This window comes from Streptomyces milbemycinicus, assembly GCF_002154605.1.
In the GTDB taxonomy this organism is placed as follows: domain Bacteria; phylum Actinomycetota; class Actinomycetes; order Streptomycetales; family Streptomycetaceae; genus Streptomyces; species Streptomyces milbemycinicus.
Genome location: NZ_MUNE01000572.1, coordinates 1 through 14,177, shown reverse-complemented (window position 1 = coordinate 14,177; position 14,177 = coordinate 1). Strand labels below are relative to the sequence as shown.

Below are 14,177 nucleotides of genomic sequence, written 5' to 3'. Positions count from 1 at the left end.
CCGGCCCGTCGACGCCCGGCCGCCCGCCGTACGGGAGCACGAGGAGCACCAGCGCCCCGACGAGGCGCCCGGCGCGCAGGACGTACGGCCGGCGGGCCTGTTCTCCGAGGACCCCACCGCCTCGCCCGACGCGATCCTCATCCGCCGCACGATGGCCGAGATCGAGCCCATCTCGGACAAGGTCACCTCGTACTTCTACGCGCTGCTCTTCGTCCAGCACCCCTATCTGCGCCCGCTGTTCCCCGCCGCGATGGACGCCCAGCGCGACCGGCTCTTCAGGGCCCTGCTGACCGCGGCCAAGCTGGTGGACGACCCGGACATCCTCACCGAGTATCTTTCGGGGCTCGGCCGCGGCCACCGCAAGTACGGCACCCAGCCGGAGCACTACCCGGCTGTCGGCGAGTGCCTGATCGGCGCGCTCACCCGCTATGCGACCGGGACCTGGAGCAATGAGACCGAGGGCGCCTGGGTCCGGGCGTACACCGCCATCTCGCAGATCATGATCGACGCGGCGGCCGAGGACGAGCTGCGCGCGCCCGCGTGGTGGCAGGCCGAGGTCGTCGGACATGAGCTGCGCACCCAGGACATCGCGGTCGTCACCGTGCGCCCCGACCAGCCGTACCCCTTCCTCGCCGGCCAGTACACATCCCTGGAGACCCCCTGGTGGCCCCGGGTGTGGCGGCACTACTCCTTCGCCGCGGCGCCCCGCCCGGACGGTCTGCTGTCCTTCCACATCAAGGCGGTGCCGGCCGGCTGGGTGTCCTCGGCACTGGTGCACCGAGCCCGCCCCGGCGATGTGATCCGCCTCGGCCCCCCGGCCGGCTCGATGACGGTCGACCACTCCTCCGACAACGGCCTGCTCTGCCTTGGCGGCGGGACCGGCATCGCGCCGATCAAGGCCCTGGTCGAGGACGTCGCCGAGCACGGCCGCAACCGCCCGGTCGAGGTCTTCTACGGCGCCCGCAGCGACCACGACCTCTACGACATCGACACCATGCTGCGGCTGGCGCAGGCCCACCACTGGCTCTCGGTCCGCCCGGTCGTCTCCGACAGTCCGACGAACGGGCTCAGCGGCCGGCTCCCGGACGCCGTCCGCCAGTACGGCCCGTGGAACACCTACGACGCCTACCTGTCCGGCCCGCCCGGGATGATCCGCAGCGGTGTGGACACCCTGCGAGGCATCGGGATCCCGTCCCATCGCATACGGCACGATTCGCTCGAAGAGCTCGTCGCGGCGGGGGAATAGCGGGGGAACTGCAACACGGCGGGGGGCCGTGACGCAGTAGTGACTAGTGAGGAGCAGGGGACTGGGGGCCGGGAGAGCAGTGCATCACTGACTCGAGCGATCGCAGGATGAGGGACAAGTGAGCGTGGACGACGTCGAGCACGAGAGGGCGACGACGGAGACGACGGCGAGGGCGGCGAGGGCGGCGACGGCATGGACCGTGCCGGCCGACGCCCCCACGGCCGATATGGACCGTACGAGACGTCCGGGCAGCGACGGCGAACACCGGCTGCAGCGGCGGCTCGGCACGGGCGACCGCGCCGACCGCTTCTACGACGAGCAGGTGCTGGACCGGCTCAACGCGCGGATGCGGGAGTTCGTGGGCCGCCAGGAGATGTTCTTCCTGGCGACGGCCGACCGGCACGGCGAGTGCGACAGCACCTTCCGGGCCGGGCCGCCCGGCTTTCTGCGGGTGTTCGACGACCAGACCCTGGCCTACCCCGAATACCGGGGCAACGGCGTCCTGGCCAGCCTTGGGAACATCGAGGAGAACCCCCACCTCGGCATCCTGATGATCGACTTCCTGCGCGACCGGATCGGTCTGCACATCAACGGCCGGGCGCGGGTGGTGGAGGACGCCGAGATGCGCGCCACCCACCCCGGGCTGCCGGTCGACCCGGTGCCGGGGCGGCGGGCCGTGGTGTGGGTCGAGGTGACGGTCGAGGAGGCGTACATCCACTGCGCCAAGCACATCCCGCATCTCCAGAAGGCGCCCGCCCAGCGGCGGGTCGGCGCCAGGGCCGGCGCCAGGGTCGGCGCTGTGGGCGGCGGTACGGATGGCGGCTTGGGCGGCAGCTTGGACGGCGGCAGCTTGGACGGCGGCGTCGCCGACCGGGACCGTGACGACTGGGGTACGGACGACTTCAAGCGCAAGGGCGGCGACTTCTTCGGCTCCGCCGCCGACGTACGCGAGGGCCGGCGCATGCCCGTGGTCGGCCGGGAGCCGGAGCCGGAGGCGGACCACGGCTCCGGGCCCGCGCGCCCCGAGGAGTGGCAGCAGGAGGCCGAGCGGGTGCTGGCCAGGGCGCGGGAGCGGGCACCGGAGGGGGCCGGGCAGCAGTTCAGCGGCTGGTTCCGGTAGCCGAACGGCCCGTAGCCAGGTGGAGCGCCGGGGTCAGCCCAGGTCGTCGGCGAGCAGCGCCAGCACACCTTCGATGTTCGCGTCGAGATACGCGCGCAGCGACGGCGGCACCACCCCCACCGAGGCGATCCCCGCCCGGGTGAACGGGACGCGCACCACTTCGTACTCCCCGCAGGGCTCGTCCACCTCCGGGCCGTGCCGCCGCGACAGGTCCATGGACCCCAGGCGGCATACGAAGAAGTGCTGCACCTTCACACCTGGCGAGGACTCGTCGGGGTGCGGGACGGTGTCGACGAAGGCGGGCACCACGTCCGTCACCTTCGCGCCGAGCTCCTCGTCGACCTCGCGGTGCAGCGCGTCGACGACCGTGGCGTCCTCGGGCTCCACTCCGCCGCCCGGCGTGATCCAGTACGGCTCCTCGCCGGGCTTGGTGCGCTTGATCAGGACCAGCCGGGGCTCGGGGCCGCCGTCGAGCAGGATGGCGCGGGCGGTGCGCTTGACCACAGGTCGTTCGGTCATGGTGGAGATCTGCCGCATGCGTCGCCCGGTGAAACCCCGTACTCACCAGTCAACAGCGGCGCGCAGCAGCCACTCGTGCGCCCGTGCGATATGCGGCAGGGCGAGCGCACCGGTCCGGATCACCAGGAAGTACGTGCGCAGCGGCGGCACCGGCGGGTTGAGCAGGGCGACGACCTCCCCCGCGTCCAGCGCGTCCATGCACAGATAGCGCGGCAGGACGCCGAGCCCGACGCCCTCCACGACACAGTTGAGCACCGCCCGCAGATCGGGCGCGATGACGGTGCCCGCGGTGATCGGCGGGGTGTCGAAGACGGCCGACCAGTAGCGGGTGATCAGCGGCAGGCTCTCATGGACCTCGACGACCGGCAGCCGCTCCAGTGCGCTGACGCCCTTGACCTGTAACACCGCGGGGCCGCCGAGCCGGGCCGCCCAGCGCGGCGCGGCGACCAGCACATGCTCCTCGTCGCACAGCGGGGCGGCGGCCAGCAGCCGGCCGCGGGGCCGGACGGTGGTGACGGCCAGGTCGTGGTGGCCGGCGGCCAGCCCCTCGAACAGCTCCTCGGCGCTGCCGAAGGCGCAGCGCACCGCAAGACCCTGGTTGATGAGCGGGGCGAGGGCGGGCAGGACGCGCAGGGCGGTGAACTCCGGGGGGCCGGCGAGGTGCAGGGTGCGGTTGGCGGAGCTGTCGTCGAGCCCGGCCTCGGCTATCTCCAGCAGCGCGTCGAGGTGGGGCGCGGCCTTGTGGGCGAGTTCTTCGCCGACGCTGGTGGGGACGACCCCGCGCGCGGTGCGCAGAAACAGGGGGCGGCCCAGCTGGCGTTCGAGGGTGCGGATCTGGCCGGTGACGGCGGGCTGGGAGAGCCCGAGCAGCACGGCGGCACGGGTGAAGGACCCGGCCCGATGAACCGTGACAAATGTGCGTAAGAGGGCCAGATCCATGCGGTTCCCCTCCGCTCGACGTGCCCCCGCCGCAGGTCAACTATAAATATGCCGATAGGCCCATGTCGCTACTGTGATTGGACACTGACGCTGAGTCAACTAGCCTTGTTCAAGCGGTTCTCCATGAGGGAACCGGGGCGTCTCAAGCCACGAGGGGGGAGGCTTGAGACGCCCGCCCGGTATGGCCTGATTCCGAGGGGCGCGCGGTCGGCCGCCGTCACCTCCGTCACTGCCGTCACCTCCGCGCCGCGGCCCTTACTTCATCGAGACTTCACTTCATCGAGACTTCATCGAGTGCCCGCAGCACATCCGCGATCAGGTCGTCCGGGTCCTCGGCGCCCACCGAGAAGCGGATGAAGCCGTCCGGCACGGCGTCGCCGCCCCACCGCCCGCGCCGCTCGGCCGTGGACCGTACGCCGCCGAAGCTGGTCGCGTCGTCGACCAGGCGCAGCGCGGCCAGGAAGCGGTCGGCGTGCTCCTGGCCGGGGAGGACGAAGGACACCACACAGCCGTAGCGTCCGCCGCGCATCTGGGCCGCCGCGACGCGGTGCGCGGGGTCGGTCGGCAGCCCGGGGTGGCGCAACCCGGTGACCTCGGGGCGCTCGCGCAGCGCCTCGGCCAGGGCGAGCGCGGTCCGGGCCTGGCGGTCGACGCGCAGTTGGAGGGTGGCCAGGGAGCGGTGCGCGAGCCATGCCTCCATCGGGCCGGGGATCCCGCCGGCCATCTTGCGCCAGGCGCGTACGGAGGCGGCCAGGCCCGGGTCGCGGCAGGTGACATAGCCGAGCAGGACATCGCCGTGGCCGGTGAGCGCCTTGGTGCCGCTGGCGACGGAGAAGTCCGCGCCGAGATCGAGGGGGCGCTGGCCGAGCGGGGTGGCCAGGGTGTTGTCGACGGCGACCAGCGCGCCCCGCTCGTGGGCGGCGTCGGCCAGCCGGCGGATATCGCATACGTCCAGGCCCGGGTTGGCCGGGGACTCGATCCACAGCAGCTTCACGGGCTGCGGTTCGGCATGTTCGTTATGGGGGCCGCCGCCCGCGTCCGGCGCGCCGTCCAGGAGGGCCAGTTGGGCGTCGCCGCCGGTGGGCGCGGTGCGCACCTCGATGCCGTAGCCCCTCAGCCGCTCGCCGAGCGGGGCCAGGAGCTGATACCCGTCGGAGGGCAGGACCGCCGCGTCGCCCTGCCCCAGCTGGGACAGCAGCACCGCGGAGATCGCGCCCATACCGGAGGCGAAGACCACCGTCTCGGCGTCGGCGTCCGGCGACTCCAGCTCGCTGATGGCCCGCTCCAGCCGGGTCCAGGTGGGGTTGGCGTCCCGGCCGTACGTGTACGGGCCCTGGTGGACGTCGGCGTCGCCGGGCAGGTGGTAGTGGGCGGCGAAGGCCGGGCCCGGCAGGGTCGGCTCGTACGCCTCGGGCTCGGGCAGCCCCGCCCGTACGGCCCGTGTGCCGTCGCCCGTGTGCTTGCTCGTCATGCGTTCTCTTCAGGGGCGGTCGGTGTGACGGAAGTAACAGGGGTGGCTGGGGCGGCCGGTGCGGCCGGTGCGGGGGTGTCCCGGGCGGTGATGGCCTTGTTCACCTCGTCCAGCAGCCCTTCGCTCGCCGCCTCGATCATCTCCAGGCACGCCTCGAAGTCGTCCGGCCCGCCGAAGTACGGGTCGGGCACGTCCAGGGCGGCCGGGGCGTCCGGGTCGGCGTCCGGGTCGTATTCGCGCAGCAGCCGCACCTTCGCGGCGTCCTCGGGCGTCGGGGCGAGGGCACGCAGCTCCCGCAGATGGCCGCTGTCCAGGGCGATCACCAGGTCGAGGGTGGCGAACCACGCGGACTGGAACTGCCGGGCGATGTGGTTCTGCTCATAGCCGTGGGCCGTGAGCACGGAGATGGTGCGCCGGTCCGCCCCGTCGCCCTCGTGCCAGGGGCCGGTGCCCGCGCTGTCCACCTCGACAAGACCGTCGAGCCCGGCTTCCTCGGCGTATGCGCGGAAGACGGATTCGGCCATCGGTGACCGGCATATGTTGCCGGTGCAGACGAAGCAGACGCGGTAGGGCGACGGGGCTCTCATGCGTCCCATCATGCTGGACGGCGCTCAGTCCTTGTCGTCGGGCAGGACGACATGCAGGGCCCAGGAGACTATGGAGATGATCAACGCGCCTATGACGGCCGTCCCGAAGCCCTCGACATGGAAGGCCAGGTCGAACTTGTTGGCCAGCCAGGAGGTCAGCAGCAGCATCAGGGCGTTGATCACCAGAGTGATCAGGCCGAGGGTGAGAATGAACAGCGGAAAGGCCAGCAGTTTGACCACTGGCTTGACCACGACGTTCACCAGGCCGAACACGAGCGCCACAAGAATGAGCGTGATCGCCTTGCGGCCGGCGTTGTCGCCGGTCAGCGTGATGTCCTTGAGGAGCCAGATGGCCACCCAGAGGGCGCCCGCGTTGGCGATCGTCTTGACGAGAAGATTCTTCATGGTTGAGATCGTCGCAGAACAGGCCCCGCGCTGGGCAGGGCCGGGGAGCAAGGGGCGGAGAGGCGAATGAAGGCGTTCCGGCTGGACGAGCTGGAGGCGGAGCGTGCCGCGAACGACGGTGCGTATCTGCAGTTCCTGCGCGAGCGGAACATGTCCGTCGGGCTGTACGCGCTGGACGCGGGCCAGACCGATCCACAGCAGCCGCACGGCCAGGACGAGGTGTACCTGGTGGTGAGCGGGCGGGCATCGATCACCGTGGGGATGGAGACCACACAGGTGGCGCGCGGCAGCGTGGTGTACGTACCGGCCGGTGTGGCGCACAAGTTCCACCACATCACGGAGGACCTGCGGGTCATGGTCGTCTTCTCCCCGCCGGAGAGCTGATTCTCGGACTGGGAGCTGATGCGCCCGCCCCGCGTCCCGTAGGGGTTCGGTCAGGGGAGGACGGGGGACGCGGGGCCTGTGTTCGCTTGTCGGCCGTCCTAGCATCGAAGGCGGGGATCGGACCGGCGCCAAGGCCGGTCCGGACCGACTCGCTCAGCGAAGAAAGCAGGGACCGACGTGGCGACGAAGGGCATATTTCAGGGCTTGCCGTGGTGGGTGACATGGGTCGCGGTTCCGATCCTCGTGCTGGCCGTGTTCGGCGGGCTGATCATGAGCGTGGTCGGCTTCGTGGTCGGTCTGGTCTTCAAGGCGCTGCTGCTGGTGGCGCTCGTCGCCGGTCTGATCTACCTCGTGCGGAAGTTCAGCTCGTCCTCGTCGTCCCGCGGCGACTGGTGACCCCGCGCGGCGGCTGCGCCGCCGCGGGCCTCGGGTACGTAGCGGGCCTCGGGTACGTTGCCTCGCGCCGCGGGTACGCCGCGTGGGGGATACGCGCGTTCCAAACCTCAGCTTGACGGCACCGTTCCGGTTAGAGTTCGAGTGCTCGACGTCTCCCGTTCCGGGCGTCTGCCTCGCAACACACCCCGGGGGTGCCTGTTGACGAAAGCGATCATGGCCGCGGCCGGTGAACCGGCTCCGAACTCCCACGTCATAGGCCGGCGCCGCCCCGCCCGGCCCGGCGAGCGAATGCGCCCGCCCGCGCCGATTTTCTTGATCGCAGCCGCGCGGAGAGCCGCGGCAACTCTGGCCATTTCCAGTCCCTCACATGAGGCAAACCGACTCCGCCCCGCAGTCGAGTCGCTACGCTCCAGAGTCGGCCGAGATATCAGCACCCTCTCAATCCCTATCAATATCTGAAAATTCACTTCTTATGGCCCGCTGAAGCCAGGCGGACCATGGCGTCAAGAGGCCAGGCCGTTCAAACCTGGCCATTCGCAATCAACTCGGGGCGGCGAACGATGCGTGACATGCGCGACACAGTCCAGGCAGAAGTGACGATGACCTTCCTGGTCTCCCAGGACCTCTCCTTCCGGATCCCGGTCGAGCTGTCCTACGACAGCAGCGACCCGTACGCAGTCGAGATCACCTTCCATCTGCCCGGCGACGCACCCGTCAGCTGGGCCTTCGCCCGGGAGTTGCTACTGGACGGATTGAGTAAACCCTCGGGCGAGGGCGATGTGCGCATCGCCCCCGCCTCACCGGAGGGGCTTTCGGACGTCTTCATCAGGCTCCAAGTGGGCGCGGAGCGGGCGCTGTTCCGGGCCGGTGCCGCCCCGCTGGTGGCCTTCCTGGACCGTACGGACCGGGTGGTTCCGTTCGGGCAGGAGCAGGCGGCCTGCGATCCGGTCGGCGACCTGGACGCGGAGCTCGACCGGATCCTCGCGGAGGATCGGTACGCCGGCTAGCGCGTGCACCCCTTTCTGAGGGCTCGGTTCGCCTCTTTTCAGGGCTCGGCTCTCCCCGGCCACCGCCGGGAGGTGCCCCCGGCCGCGGCCGTTCAGCGCCCGCGCGCCCGGCGCCGCCGTCCGCGCCCGCCCCGGCCCCCGTGGCCTCCCTGCTCCGCGCCGCCCTGTGGCGCGCGGTCCGCGGAGACCACGAGCGCGGCAAGCGCGGTGGTCACCGGCACCGAGGCGACGAGGCCGATGCTGCCCACGAGCGTCCGTACGATCTCCTCGGCGACGATCTCGCTCGTCGCCACCGCCCCCACTCCGCTGTCCGCGATCGAGAACAGGAGCAGCAGCGGCAGCGAGGCGCCCGCGTACGCGAGCACCAGGGTGTTCACGACGGACGCGATATGGTCCCGCCCGATGCGCATCGCGGCCGCGTACAGCTTGCGCCGGCCCGCCGTGGGGTCCGCCTCCCTGAGCTCCCACACCGCGGAGGTCTGGGTGACGGTCACGTCGTCCAGCACCCCCAAAGACCCGATGATCACCCCGGCCAGCAGCAGACCGCGGATCTCGATATTCGGATAGAGGCCGTGGACCAGCCCCGTCTGGTCGTCGGTGTTGCCCGTCAGGCTCGCCCAGCCGATGAACAGCGAGCCCAGCAGGCCGATCAGCAGCAGTGAGATGAGCGTGCCGAGCACGGCGACGGACGTACGGGCCGTCAGCCCATGGCACATGTAGAGCGCGACGAGCATGATCGCGCTGCCCCCGACGATCGCGACGACCAGCGGGTTGGAGCCGTCGAGGATCGCCGGGAGGATGAACAGCGTCAGCACCCCGAAGCTGACCGCGAGCGCCACCAGCGCGAAGACGCCGCGCAGCCGCCCGACGACCACGACCGCGAGCGCGAACAGCCCGGCGAGCAGCGCCATGGGCAGCGCCCGGTCGACGTCCGAGATGGAGTACTGCAGATTCTTCGGCGCCTTGGGCGCGTACGCCAGCTTCAGCTTCTGACCGGCGTCGTACTTGCGGGACGCGTTCGGCTGGACGATTTCTTCAAATGTGCGGCCTTTGTCCTTGCCTGAGGTGACCTCGATGGTCGCCTTCTCGCAGATGGCTTTCTTGCCGGATCCGCCGGCCGCGCCCTCCTGGTTCGCTCCATCCTGACCCGGCTCGGTGGGCTGCTGCGGCTGGGCGTTGACGTCGGCGCAGTTGACCTCCTCGACCTTCACCACCCGCCCGGCCACGGTCTGCTGGTCGAAGCCGAGCCCGCTGCGCTCATGGGCCTTGTGGTCGGGCGTGCCGCCCGGCCACAGCACGATCAGCCCGGCGACGACGGCCGCGGCGAAGGGGATGAGGATCGCCGCGATCACCTTGCGCAGATGGGCGGAGACGGGCGCGGCGGGGCCGTGGCTGTGAGAATGGCCATGCGTATGACCGGTCCCGGGGCCGCGGTCGGAGCCGGGCTCAGGGCCGGACTCGGGGTTGTGGCCGCGTACGCCGCCGTTCGAGCGGCCGGGCCCGGGGCCGGGCTCATGGGGCTGATGCTGCTGCGGTGTCGAGGTCACCGTCAGATCATCGCAAGAGCGAGGGCCCTCTGTTCATCGCCGCCGGGCAACCGTTAGCGTGGGTGACACCTTTGCAATCGCGGGAGCTCGGAGCACCGGGCTGAGAGGGCGCTGACTGTGTTGGCCCGGGGACGACTCCCGGGCCCCATGCTGCGCCGACCGCTGAACCTGTTACCGGGTAATGCCGGCGTAGGGAGTGGGTCTCAATGACTCTGCAGGATGCACGCACGCCCGAAATGCGCGAGTTTGGCTGGCATAAGGGATATGTCACCGGCTCGCGGCCGGACCTCCAGGTCCCGGTCCGCCGAGTGCACCTCACCAATGGCCAGGACGTCACGCTGTACGACACCTCCGGCCCGTACACCGACCCCCAGATCGAGACAGATGTCCGCCGCGGCCTCGCGCCGCTGCGGCAGAACTGGATCCTCGCCCGCGGCGACACCGAAGAGTACGCGGGCCGCCCCGTCCGCCCCGAGGACGACGGCATCAAGCACACCACGCCGCGCGGCGGGCTGCGCAACCTCGACGCGGTCTTCCCCGGCCGCCCCCGCCAGCCCCGCCGGGGCCGGGACGGCGCCGCCGTGACCCAGCTCGCGTATGCCCGCCGGGGCGAGATCACCGCGGAGATGGAGTACGTGGCGCTCCGCGAGAACGTCTCCCCCGAGGTGGTCCGCGAGGAGATCGCGGCCGGCCGGGCGGTCCTCCCGGCCAACGTCAACCACCCGGAGATCGAGCCGATGATCATCGGCAAGCGATTCCTGGTGAAGGTCAACGCCAACATCGGCAACTCCGCAGTCACCTCCTCCATCGAGGAGGAGGTCGAGAAGATGACCTGGGCGACCCGCTGGGGCGCCGACACGGTCATGGACCTCTCCACCGGCCGCAACATCCACACCACCCGCGAGTGGGTGCTGCGCAACTCCCCCGTCCCCATCGGCACAGTGCCGCTCTACCAGGCGCTGGAGAAGGTCGACGGCAAGGCCGAGGAGCTGACCTGGGAGATCTACAAGGACACCGTCATCGAACAGGCCGAGCAGGGCGTCGACTACATGACGGTGCACGCGGGCGTACGGCTGCCGTACGTCCCGCTGACCGCCCGCCGCAAGACCGGCATCGTCTCGCGCGGCGGCTCCATCATGGCGGCATGGTGCCTGGCCCACCACAAGGAGTCGTTCCTCTACACCCACTTCGAGGAGCTCTGCGAGATCCTCGCCGCGTACGACGTCACCTACTCGCTCGGCGACGGACTGCGGCCCGGCTCGATCGCCGACGCCAACGACGAGGCGCAGTTCGCGGAGTTGCGCACGCTCGGCGAGCTCAACCGGATCGCCAAGCGGCACAACGTCCAGACGATGATCGAGGGCCCGGGCCATGTCCCGATGCACAAGATCAAGGAGAACGTCGACCTCCAGCAGGAGATCTGCGAGGAGGCCCCCTTCTACACCCTCGGCCCCCTCACCACCGATATCGCCCCCGCCTACGACCACATCACCTCGGGCATCGGCGCGGCGATGATCGCCTGGTGGGGCACGGCGATGCTCTGCTACGTCACACCGAAGGAGCACCTGGGCCTGCCGGACCGCGACGACGTCAAGACCGGCGTCATCACCTACAAGATCGCCGCCCACGCCGCCGATCTCGCCAAGGGCCACCCCGGCGCCCAGGAATGGGACGACGCCCTGTCCGACGCCCGCTTCGAATTCCGCTGGGAGGACCAGTTCAACCTGGCCCTCGACCCGGACACGGCCCGCTCCTTCCACGACGAGACGCTGCCGGCGGAACCGGCGAAGACGGCGCACTTCTGCTCCATGTGCGGGCCGAAGTTCTGCTCGATGAAGATCAGCCAGGACATCCGGCGCGAGCACGGGGGCGCCATGGACGCGGCCGAGGCCGGGATGGCGGAGAAGTCGAAGGAGTTCGCAGAGGCGGGGCATCGCGTCTATCTGCCTATTGCGGACTGATCTTCTGACGTCTCAACGCCGCCTGTCGGTGGGGACCAACAGCAGCTGGTCCCCACCGACAGGGCCACGGGAAAGATCCATCATCGTGCGTCGCGCATCGTGAGAATGTATGCCGCAGTCAGCGCGACGACACGGTCTTCGTCGTGTGACAGATCTGCGAGGGCACGTGACGCCGTGATTCCCGGGATCTCCGCGAGCGCCTGTGTCAGCCGTCGACGTGCGGACGATTCCACGACGCCGTGGGCAAGACTCTCCACGAGCCGGGTAGCGATCTGATCAGCCAACGCGGGACGACTTGCCAGCGCACTCAGTGCATCGGCCGCATCGACGTCGTTCGCGTCCTCGACGACCATGTCGATGAGCGTCGGGACCCCGTCGGCCACTCCACGTGCCCCGAGCGCCATGGCCGCACACCTGCGGACCATGATGTCGGGGTTCGTGAGGGCGTCCTGCAGCAGTGCGGTCGCCTTACAGCTCGGCATCTCAGCGATGCACTGGACGGCACGTTTCCGCACCTCGGCCACTGATGAGTCGAGGCCCTCGGCCAGCAGCTCCAATCCGCCATCGCCCGATTGCGCCAAAGCCCATCGAAGGGCTCCGGCGACATTCGCGTCCGTCTCGTTCAGGGCGGCCTCGACCAGCGCTTCCGTTGGCACCGAAGCCCCATCGACTGAGGACAGGGCCGCGCGCTGGCGCTTCCCAGCGCTCTCCGAACCCAACGCCTGGAGGAGTGCGACGATCTGGAGGACGTCTTCCCATCCGTCGGGTTCCGCGGCACCGATCCGACGGAGCCGCGTAAGCAGCTCCGTCTCACCCGCGATGCGTTCCCGCGTCTGGCGGATGAGGTCGTCGACGAGATCCGAGGGCGCGAAGCCGGGATCATCGAGCGCGCGCCTGACGTCACGCAGCGACAGCCCCAAGGACCGCAGGCTCTCGATATGGAAGATGCGCCGGATGTCGTCGCTGGAGTACTCGCGATAGCCGGCGCCGGTACGATCCGCCGGCCGCAGCAGGCCGAGCGATTCGTAATGCCTGAGCATGCGGGCGCTGACTCCGGACCGTCGTGCCACATCGCCGATCAGCACTGCCCATCACCCTTTCTGGCTGGTCGGGCCGAGGGCCACAGCGCGCTTCGCCTCCTCGATCGCGAATTCGAATCCGGCGTCCGGGTTGCGCAACAGCCGTTCCGTGGCGACCGCGTGCGTGCGCACACGAGGGTCGAGATCCGTCATCGCGGTGCGCAGAGTTGGCAAGATTACGTCACCGAGCGCGATCAGTGCCCGGCTGAGGCTCAGTTGCGTCTCACGCTCGCCGCGCCCGAGCTGCGTCGACAACGCTGCAGCCAGCTTGGCCTTTTCAGCTGCGGGTACGAGTACGACCGCTGCTCGCCAGGCGGCCCGCGCCACCTCATCGTCGGGGTCGAACAGAAGCTCTCGTGTGATCGCCGGCCACGTTTGCGGATCCGCGATCTTGGACAGCGTGTGCAACGCCTGGCTTCGCCCCTGTGCACGCTCCGAGCGGAGTTCCTTGAGAAGCCCTGGGACTGTCAGCGACGGTGAGTGGCGGGTGAGTGCCCACGTGAGCATTTCGCGCACGTAGAACTCGGGCTCGAGCGCGCATCGCTCGATGAGCTTGTCGACGAACCCCGGGTCAGGGGCCGTGCCAACCGCCAGCGCTGCCCGCAGCCGTACTTGCGAGCGGCTGTCCTCCAGCGCCTGGAGAGCTCGGGTCGTATCCGTGTCCTGACGTCGCACGGTCATCGGGACCACCTCCTTGGCTGGAGTGAAGCCCTTGTCACTGTGTCAAGGTCAAGGAGTGGCGGTAACGTACTGGGGGCCCGAAGCCGCAACTTCGGATTGCGACTTCGGGCCCTCGTGCCGTGTCGGTAGTGGACTACTTCAGGACGTACACCGGAGCGCCGTCCGGAGTCACCCCGGTCTGCCGGATGCAGCCGCGCTTCTGCAGCATGCGCAGCGCGTCATGCACCCGGTGCTCGTTGAGTCCGGTGTTGGACGCGATGGTGCTCAGTGGGTACAGGCATTCGCCCTGGGCGATGATCGCGGGCAGGATGTACACGGCCACGGCCCAGATGTCGGCGGTGACCACGAGGTTGTGCTCGCGCCACTCGGCGATCACCGAGGCCGGCGTCACCGTCTTGGGCGGCTCAGGCAGGTCCCGCCAGTGGCGTGGAATGCTGTCGGCGACGTTTCCGATACGGTCCGCGAGCCGGTTGATCGACACAAAGGTCTCACTGATGCACTGCATGAGCGCATGAGCGGCGGTCTGTCCGGCGGCGATTGAATCCCGCTGGACGGCGGTGGACTCGCGGATCGCCTCGATCATCTCGCGCTGAACACGCTCCGCCTCGCGCTGTGCTTCCCGCTGTGCTTCGAGGGCTTCCCGCTGTGTCTTGGCGACCTCCTGCTGGGCCTCTGCAGACTTCCGCATCATCTCGACGCTCTCGCGGCGCAGCTCCTGGGCCTCGCGCTGCATGGCGAGCATCTGCGCGTCCATGTCGAGGTTGTGCTCCTCGAGCCGGACGATGGCGTCGGCGACCTCCTTCGGCATGGCGTAGGCGGTGGGGGCGTCCGGGGT

At 69.8% G+C, this 14,177-nt stretch carries 14 protein-coding genes and 1 pseudogene; 6 read left to right on the top strand and 9 right to left on the bottom strand.

Features of this window, described 5'->3' with window-relative positions; translation table 11 throughout:
• The coding region (locus tag CCN51_RS38520; protein WP_086860643.1) for a globin domain-containing protein at nucleotides 1-1,246 on the top strand (1,246 nt) is incomplete at its 5' end.
• A 226-nt stretch (nucleotides 1,247-1,472) separates the two neighbouring features.
• On the top strand, nucleotides 1,473-2,366 hold the full coding sequence (locus CCN51_RS38515; protein WP_055414239.1) for a pyridoxamine 5'-phosphate oxidase family protein: 894 nt from the start codon (nucleotides 1,473-1,475) through the stop codon (nucleotides 2,364-2,366).
• Nucleotides 2,367-2,399: 33 nt separating this feature from the next.
• Here CCN51_RS38515 and CCN51_RS38510 read toward each other — a convergent pair whose 3' ends face one another.
• The 5 genes from CCN51_RS38510 to CCN51_RS38490 all read right to left on the bottom strand — a co-directional run bounded on the left by CCN51_RS38510 (nucleotide 2,400) and on the right by CCN51_RS38490 (nucleotide 6,287).
• The gene (locus CCN51_RS38510) at nucleotides 2,400-2,885 is read right to left on the bottom strand and encodes an NUDIX domain-containing protein (RefSeq protein WP_043490839.1); all 486 of its coding nucleotides are present in this window, start codon (nucleotides 2,883-2,885) and stop codon (nucleotides 2,400-2,402) included.
• Between the two features lie 42 nt (nucleotides 2,886-2,927).
• A complete protein-coding gene (locus tag CCN51_RS38505; protein ID WP_014177921.1) occupies nucleotides 2,928-3,824 on the bottom strand; it encodes a LysR family transcriptional regulator in 897 nt (298 codons plus the stop codon).
• Between the two features lie 271 nt (nucleotides 3,825-4,095).
• A complete protein-coding gene (locus CCN51_RS38500) occupies nucleotides 4,096-5,295 on the bottom strand; it encodes a cystathionine gamma-lyase (protein WP_014177920.1) in 1,200 nt (399 codons plus the stop codon).
• Nucleotides 5,292-5,882: a low molecular weight protein-tyrosine-phosphatase gene (locus CCN51_RS38495; protein ID WP_014177919.1), complete on the bottom strand. Its 591-nt coding sequence runs from the start codon at nucleotides 5,880-5,882 to the stop codon at nucleotides 5,292-5,294. The genes CCN51_RS38500 and CCN51_RS38495 overlap by 4 nt, the downstream gene beginning before the upstream one ends.
• Before the next feature lie 24 nt (nucleotides 5,883-5,906).
• Nucleotides 5,907-6,287 carry a phage holin family protein gene (locus tag CCN51_RS38490; protein ID WP_014177918.1) on the bottom strand — a complete coding sequence of 127 codons (381 nt, stop codon included), beginning with the start codon at nucleotides 6,285-6,287 and terminating at the stop codon, nucleotides 5,907-5,909.
• A gap of 66 nt (nucleotides 6,288-6,353) precedes the next feature.
• On the opposite strand from CCN51_RS38490, the gene CCN51_RS38485 reads away from it, so the two are divergent.
• The 3 genes from CCN51_RS38485 (at nucleotide 6,354) to CCN51_RS38475 (ending at nucleotide 8,074) form a co-directional block, all read left to right on the top strand.
• Complete coding sequence (locus CCN51_RS38485) at nucleotides 6,354-6,671, top strand: cupin domain-containing protein (protein ID WP_014177917.1); 318 nt, start codon at nucleotides 6,354-6,356, stop codon at nucleotides 6,669-6,671.
• A 177-nt stretch (nucleotides 6,672-6,848) separates the two neighbouring features.
• Complete coding sequence (locus CCN51_RS38480; RefSeq protein ID WP_014177916.1) at nucleotides 6,849-7,067, top strand: DUF5326 family protein; 219 nt, start codon at nucleotides 6,849-6,851, stop codon at nucleotides 7,065-7,067.
• A 569-nt stretch (nucleotides 7,068-7,636) separates the two neighbouring features.
• Nucleotides 7,637-8,074 (top strand): SsgA family sporulation/cell division regulator, encoded by a 438-nt coding sequence (locus CCN51_RS38475; protein WP_043487236.1) that lies wholly within the window; start codon nucleotides 7,637-7,639, stop codon nucleotides 8,072-8,074.
• A gap of 92 nt (nucleotides 8,075-8,166) precedes the next feature.
• On the opposite strand, the gene CCN51_RS38470 is transcribed toward CCN51_RS38475, so the two are convergent.
• Complete coding sequence (locus tag CCN51_RS38470; RefSeq protein ID WP_014177914.1) at nucleotides 8,167-9,621, bottom strand: YibE/F family protein; 1,455 nt, start codon at nucleotides 9,619-9,621, stop codon at nucleotides 8,167-8,169.
• Between the two features lie 206 nt (nucleotides 9,622-9,827).
• Between CCN51_RS38470 and thiC the strand changes: the two genes are divergently transcribed.
• Nucleotides 9,828-11,582, top strand: coding sequence for a phosphomethylpyrimidine synthase ThiC (gene thiC, locus CCN51_RS38465; protein WP_014177913.1), 1,755 nt, complete (start codon nucleotides 9,828-9,830; stop codon nucleotides 11,580-11,582).
• Nucleotides 11,583-11,662: 80 nt separating this feature from the next.
• Here the strand turns inward: thiC and CCN51_RS38460 are convergent, their stop codons facing one another.
• From CCN51_RS38460 to CCN51_RS55270, 3 genes and pseudogenes are all read right to left on the bottom strand, one after another.
• Nucleotides 11,663-12,667 (bottom strand): MerR family transcriptional regulator, encoded by a 1,005-nt coding sequence (locus CCN51_RS38460; protein ID WP_043487234.1) that lies wholly within the window; start codon nucleotides 12,665-12,667, stop codon nucleotides 11,663-11,665.
• A 6-nt stretch (nucleotides 12,668-12,673) separates the two neighbouring features.
• A complete protein-coding gene (locus tag CCN51_RS38455) occupies nucleotides 12,674-13,342 on the bottom strand; it encodes a HEAT repeat domain-containing protein (protein WP_014177911.1) in 669 nt (222 codons plus the stop codon).
• A gap of 133 nt (nucleotides 13,343-13,475) precedes the next feature.
• A pseudogene (locus tag CCN51_RS55270) lies at nucleotides 13,476-14,177 on the bottom strand (OmpH family outer membrane protein); the annotation flags it as partial.

What these genes read in the sequence shown, in the direction of transcription:
- CCN51_RS38510 (WP_043490839.1), bottom strand. Translation starts at nt 2,885, where the DNA reads ATGACCGAACGACCTGTGGTCAAGCGCACCGCCCGCGCCATCCTGCTC.
- CCN51_RS38505 (WP_014177921.1), bottom strand. Translation starts at nt 3,824, where the DNA reads ATGGATCTGGCCCTCTTACGCACATTTGTCACGGTTCATCGGGCCGGG.
- CCN51_RS38490 (WP_014177918.1), bottom strand. Translation starts at nt 6,287, where the DNA reads ATGAAGAATCTTCTCGTCAAGACGATCGCCAACGCGGGCGCCCTCTGG.
- CCN51_RS38500 (WP_014177920.1), bottom strand. Translation starts at nt 5,295, where the DNA reads ATGACGAGCAAGCACACGGGCGACGGCACACGGGCCGTACGGGCGGGG.
- CCN51_RS38475 (WP_043487236.1), top strand. Translation starts at nt 7,637, where the DNA reads ATGCGCGACACAGTCCAGGCAGAAGTGACGATGACCTTCCTGGTCTCC.
- thiC (WP_014177913.1), top strand. Translation starts at nt 9,828, where the DNA reads ATGACTCTGCAGGATGCACGCACGCCCGAAATGCGCGAGTTTGGCTGG.
- CCN51_RS38455 (WP_014177911.1), bottom strand. Translation starts at nt 13,342, where the DNA reads ATGACCGTGCGACGTCAGGACACGGATACGACCCGAGCTCTCCAGGCG.
- CCN51_RS38515 (WP_055414239.1), top strand. Translation starts at nt 1,473, where the DNA reads ATGGACCGTACGAGACGTCCGGGCAGCGACGGCGAACACCGGCTGCAG.
- CCN51_RS38485 (WP_014177917.1), top strand. Translation starts at nt 6,354, where the DNA reads ATGAAGGCGTTCCGGCTGGACGAGCTGGAGGCGGAGCGTGCCGCGAAC.
- CCN51_RS38495 (WP_014177919.1), bottom strand. Translation starts at nt 5,882, where the DNA reads ATGAGAGCCCCGTCGCCCTACCGCGTCTGCTTCGTCTGCACCGGCAAC.